Genomic DNA, 5,636 nt, shown 5'->3' with positions numbered 1-5,636 from the left:
CGATGAGCACGCGCACGCTGCAGCGTCAGTTCGCGGACGCAACGGGAATGTCGCCGCTCGCGTGGCTGATCCGCGAGCGTGTGAACGTCGCGAAGGACATGCTCGAAGCGCATCCCGCGCTGTCGCTCGCGCAGGTTGCGGCGCGCGCGGGGTTCGGTTCCGAGGAATCGCTGCGCCGGCATTTCCGGCGCGTCGCGGCGACGAGCCCGGCCGCGTATCGACGCGGGATGAGTCGCGGCGAAAACGCGCGGGACGCTTGAGCGCGGTACCGATGCCTGTCGACGTTTCCCTCGCGTGACACCGCCGTGGCGTAAGATCGCGCAGCACTGAGAGAAGCCGGCCGCGTGATGGCCGGTTTGCGCCGTTCACGCGGCACAACGAAAACGACAAGGACAACCGTCATGGGCCTGCTGGGAAAGCTGTTCGGAAAGAAACCGCGCGATGAAGCGTCGTCGCCCGCGCCGTCGACACAGGAATCCACCGAACCGGGCGAACCGGGCGAGCCCGACATCGCCCCCGAACTCGCGTCCGCGCTGGCCGCGTTGCAGGCGGGCCGGTACAAGAAGGCGATCGAGGGCGCCATGCCGCACGTCGAGCGGCTGGCCGATGCGGCGCGCCTGTGCGCGATCGCGTACTCGGAGATGGAGCGCTACCCGGAAGCCTTTTCGTACTGGCTCAAGCTGTTCAAGCAGGAGCCGAGCGCGCACAACGCGCTGCAGCTCGCGACGACGTCGGTGATGTGCGGCGAAGTGGAGCGCGGCGAAGCGTGGCTGACGAAGGCTGCCCAGGTCAATCACGACACGCACGAGCAGTCCGACGCCACCGCGCGCGTGAACTTCATTTCCGCGCTGATGCAGAGCGGCCGTCTGCACGAGGCGCTGCCGCATCTCGCGTGGATGCGCGACGTCTATGCCCACATGCGCATCACCGATTCGACCTTCCTCTACATGCGCGGCATCCCGTTCTTCTCGTCGTTCCTGGAGAAGAGCCTGGAGATCCTGAAGGCCACGCAGCCGGCCGACGCGATCGTGTCGTGGTACGGCGAACTCCACGGCAAGCTCGACGAAGAGGGCGAGGCGCAGCTCGCCGAGTGGGTCGGCCAGCTGAAGGCGCAGCCGGCCGCCTGAGCGGCCGACGCCGGCTGCAAGTGGCGCCGCCCGCCGTCGACCGGCAGCGCGGCGTCGCGTTACGCGTTACGTTGCGTACTCAGCGCGTGTTGGTATCGCGTGCCTTCTGCTTGATGCACGCAATCCGGTACACGCCATCCTCGACCTCGACACCGTGCGTGTCGTGCGTGAAGCCGGGGAAGCGCAGGTCGTACTGCTCGAGCGCCTTCAGGTAGCCGAGCAGCGGGCCGTCGGCCGGCCCCGCGTTCTCGCCGGGCATCAGCAGCGGAATGCCGGGCGGATAGGGCACGACGCCCGTCGCGACGGTGCGGCCTTCCATCTCCGATAGCTCCAGCATCTCGATGTCGTTGTGCACCAGATGCTCGAACGCCTCGGCCGGGCTGTAATCGGGCTTCGGCAGCGTCGAGAAGCCGCGCGACATCATCTCGGTCGTCTTCAGGTCGCTCATCGCGCTGAACATCAGGTCGCACAGGTCGCGCAGGCCGAGCTTGCCGTAGCGTTCCGGATAGCGCGCGACGAGTTCGGGCAGCGCCTGTTCGAGCGGCGCGTTCGCATCGTAGTCGCGCTTGAAGTCGAGCAGCGTGTTGACGAGCGTGCCCCACTTGCCCTTCGTCACGCCGAGCGAGAACAGGAACAGGATCGTGAAGTCGGTCGTCTTCTCGACGACGATCCCGTGCCGGTCGAGATACGCGGTGACGACCGACGCCGGAATGCCGACCGGCATCAGCCCGCCGTGCGAGGCGACGCCCGGCGTGACGATCGACACCTTGATCGGGTCGAGCATGCAGTAGTCGTCCTCGACATCGCCGAAGCCGTGCCACGTGTCGCCCGGATGCAGCACCCAGCACGACGGATCGGTGGCGAGCAGCGTCGCGTCCGCTTCGTGGAAGCGCACGCGACGGCCCGTCTTGCGATCGACCACGCTATCGGGCTGCCAGCCATTGAAGAACCAGTCGTTGTTCTCCGCGCATTCCGTATGCAGGCGCGCCAGCATCTGGCGGAACGCGACGGCCTCGCGGATCGCGTCGGTCGTCAATGCCTCGCCGCCGGGGCCGTCCATCATCGCGGCGCTCACGTCGTTCGACGCGATGATCGCGTAGTTCGGCGACGTCGACGCATGCATCATGTACGCCTCGTTGAAGCGTGCATGCTCGATCGGGTTGCGGCCGTCGCGAACATGAATGAACGACGCCTGCGACAGCGCGGCGAGCAGCTTGTGCGTCGACTGCGTCGCGAACACGGTCGGCTTGCTCGCATCGTGTTGCGACGGATCGCCGTGCATCGCGTGACGGTCGCGGTAGATCGGGTTGAAGCGCGCGTAGCCGTACCACGCCTCGTCGAAATGCAATCGATCGACGCTCTGGCCGAGCAGTTCCTCGACGCGCGCGACGTTGTAGCAGAGGCCGTCGTACGTCGAGTTCGTGATCAGCGCATGCACGGGCGTCGGGTCGATGCCGTCGCGGCCGCGCACGAGCGGGTTCGCGTCGATCGCGAGCCGCACGGCGGCGGCCGTCAGCCGCTCGGGCATGATCGGGCCGATGATCCCGTAGTGGTTGCGCGACGGAATCAGGTAGGTCGGAATCGCGCCCGACATCGTCATCGCGTGCTCGGCCGACTTGTGGCAGTTACGGTCGCACAGCGCGACCTGGTTGCGCGTGACGCTCGCCATCAGGATCACGCGGTTCGACATCGACGAGCCGTTCGTCACGTGATACGTGCGATGCGCGCCGAACACGCGCGCCGCATAGCGTTCGCTTTCGCCGATCGGGCCCGAGTGATCGAGCAGCGAGCCGAGTTCGCCGACCGAGATCGACAGGTCCGAGCGGAACAGCGATTCGCCGAAGAATTCGAAGTACGCGCGGCCGACCGGCGATTTCAGGAACGCGGTGCCGCCCGTGTGGCCGGGCGTGTGCCACGAGTATTCGTACACGCGCGAGAACTTCGCGAGCGCGCGGAACATCGGCGGCAGCACGGTTTCGCGGTAGCGCTCGATCGCGGCGACGATCCGGCCGCCGATGAACGCGGTGGTGTCCTCCAGCATCCAGATGAAGTCGTCGGCCTTGCGCATCGCGTCGACCGGAATCGCGGACGCGCTCGCGCGGCTTGCGAGCAGGAACACGGGCACGGTCGCATTGCGCGCGCGCATCGCGTCGAGCACGGCCTGCGCGGGTGCGTGGTCGGCATCGTTGCCGAGTTCCCAGTTGAGCAGCAGGCACTGGATTGCCGGATCGGCGGCGACTACCGCGCACGCATCGTCGGCGGAGGTCGCGATCACGACGTCGACGAGCCGCGTGCGCAGCTCCTCGGCGAGCGCCGTCGCGGCGCGCCCCGTGGCCGTGCGCTCATCGATGTCGTGCTGCACGAGCAGCGCCTTCATGCCGAGGCGGCGGAAGGCGGGTTGGGTCAAGGAAGCGGTCATGTGTTATTCCCCCGGTTGCTGGGTTGCCTGGACGCTCGCGGCAACGGCCGGCGAGCGCGCGTGAAGGGTGTCGGCCTGATGACGGCCCATGGAGATCCAGAAGGTGGCGGCGAGCGCGGCGATGGTCACGCCGAGCGCGAGATAGCGCACCCAGCGCGGCGAGCGGCCGCCCGGATGGATATGGGTTTCCTCGATCTCGCGCTGGCGGTTGATCGACAGCTCGTAGAAGACGATCGTCGCGACGACGAAGATCAGCGACCAGCGCGTCTGCTGGCCGTCGGAGCCGACCATCGCCCACAGCGCGTAGACGGCGCCGATCAGGCCGACGATCGTGTAGAACGTGAACTGGTGCGACGGCATCTTGCCGTAGCCGAGCACCTTGATCGCGATGCACGAGTAGATGTACGGCAGCAGCGTCATGATCACGGCGATCGACGCGATCTTGCCGAACTGCTCGCTGGCGCTCGGCGACATCGTCGCGAGCACCTGCACCGACATGATCAGCGCGACGATCGCGAGGCCGGCCGACGGCACGTTCTTCGAGTTCACGCGGGCGAATACGCCGGCGAACAGGCCGTCGTCGGCGGCTGCCTTCGCGGTCTGGCCGACCAGCAGCGTCCAGCCCGCGAGCGAGCCGAGGCAGCCCAGCGCCGCGCAGATCGCGACCGCGTTCGCGGCCGTATTGCCGAGCGCGAGGCGCGCGGCATCCGCGAATGGCGCGCTCGATGCGAGCAGCGCCTTGTTCGGGATCATCCCCATGATCACGGTCGAGCTGAGCACGTAGCAGACGGCCGCGAGCACGACGCCGCCGACGGTCGCGATCGGTACGTTGCGCGACGGGTTCTCGACGACGCCGGCCGATACCGACGCACTCTCGACGCCGATGAACGCCCACAGCGTGAAGTTCAGCGTCGCGCCGATCGCGCTGAAGCTGCTCGCGCCCGACACGTTCCAGCCGGCGAAATACACGTCCTTGCTGAACCAGAACCAGCCGAACACGGCCATCCCGAGGATCGGCACGAGCGCGAAGATCGTCGTGACGGACTGCACGCGGCCGACGACGTTCGGCCCGAGGATGTTCGCGTACGTGAACAGCCAGATCACGAAGATCTGCGCGAGGGCGAACACGAGCGGGTCCTTCAGGACCGGGAAGAAATGCGTGAGGTAGCCGAGGCCGGCGACCGCGAGGCCGACGTTGCCGAGCACGTTCGCGAGCCAGTAGATCAGGTTGGTCTGGTAGCCCATGTACGGGCCGAACGACTTGCGCGCATACGCGTACGGGCCGCCGGCGGCCGGGTCGATCGCCGCGAGCTTCGCGAACACGAGTGCGAGCGATACGGCGCCGACCACCGTGATCAGCCAGCCGAAGATCGCGATGCCGCCGGTGGCGGCGAGGTTCGCGGGTAGCATGAAGACGCCGGAGCCCATCATGTTGCCCGCGACCATCAGCGTGGCGGGAATGACGCCGATTTTCGGCGCGGAAGCCGCGGCCGATGGGGCGGCGGCGCGGGAGGAGGACGAGCTGGCATCGGACATGCGACGCTCCTTGACGAGACGTGTTGCGGTTGAGGTGGCGCGGCGTGGCGCCGGTTGACGATTCCGGCATGAATCGTCGTTTTATTTAACGTTTTCATGTTATCGCCTTGGTGGTTTTTAATAAGGGTAAACGCCGGTATTTAATAACTTGAATATTGATGAATGTCATTGAAACCGGTGAATCGGTGTTTGAGTGCGGCGGTGGATGGGCCGTGTGGCAAGGTTGGAGGCGCTTCCGTTGGTTTCGGAAATGGGCCCCAAGATCACGTCGCTGAAATTTTCGTGATTAATCGTTTTTCCTGAATCGGTTAAATCAATTCGTGACGTAAGTGGCGCGGGAATCGGGGTTCGGGTTTGTCGGTTAATATCGAACGCATTAAATGCGCGCCGCCGGCGTGCGCGACCACCGCTTCTTTCCCGAGGACGACTCCGATCGATCGTTCGACCCCGTCCGTTTGATCATTCGCTGCCTGACCGCCATTGTGCCGCGCGTTGCCGGCCGTTTCGACGCAGGGAAGGCGGCACTTCGAAAATGATCAATTGGATCGAGGAAT

At 66.1% G+C, this 5,636-nt stretch carries 5 protein-coding genes; 3 read left to right on the top strand and 2 right to left on the bottom strand.

The genetic code is table 11. The features are described 5' to 3' along the window. On the top strand, positions 1-260 hold a 260-nt coding region (locus G3N93_RS33025), incomplete at its 5' end, for a helix-turn-helix domain-containing protein (protein ID WP_206134842.1). A gap of 141 nt (positions 261-401) precedes the next feature. Continuing rightward, entirely contained in the window at positions 402-1,127 is a 726-nt protein-coding gene (locus G3N93_RS33020; RefSeq protein ID WP_206134841.1) for a hypothetical protein, read from the top strand. Between the two features lie 79 nt (positions 1,128-1,206). On the opposite strand, the gene G3N93_RS33015 is transcribed toward G3N93_RS33020, so the two are convergent. Further along, a complete protein-coding gene (locus G3N93_RS33015) occupies positions 1,207-3,546 on the bottom strand; it encodes an Orn/Lys/Arg decarboxylase N-terminal domain-containing protein (RefSeq protein WP_174936890.1) in 2,340 nt (779 codons plus the stop codon). 3 nt (positions 3,547-3,549) lie between these two features. Next, positions 3,550-5,082 carry an arginine/agmatine antiporter gene (gene adiC / locus G3N93_RS33010; RefSeq protein ID WP_206134840.1) on the bottom strand — a complete coding sequence of 511 codons (1,533 nt, stop codon included), beginning with the start codon at positions 5,080-5,082 and terminating at the stop codon, positions 3,550-3,552. A 380-nt stretch (positions 5,083-5,462) separates the two neighbouring features. Here adiC and G3N93_RS33005 point away from each other — a divergent pair, with 380 nt between their 5' ends. Then, complete coding sequence (locus G3N93_RS33005; protein ID WP_206134839.1) at positions 5,463-5,618, top strand: hypothetical protein; 156 nt, start codon at positions 5,463-5,465, stop codon at positions 5,616-5,618. The last annotated feature ends 18 nt before the right edge of the window (positions 5,619-5,636 follow it).

The sequence above is a fragment of the Burkholderia sp. Se-20378 genome, from assembly GCF_017104665.1.
Taxonomy (GTDB): Bacteria; Pseudomonadota; Gammaproteobacteria; order Burkholderiales; family Burkholderiaceae; genus Burkholderia; species Burkholderia lata.
The sequence above is the reverse complement of the archived record's forward strand: the minus strand, read 5'-3'. Positions and strand labels throughout refer to the sequence as shown.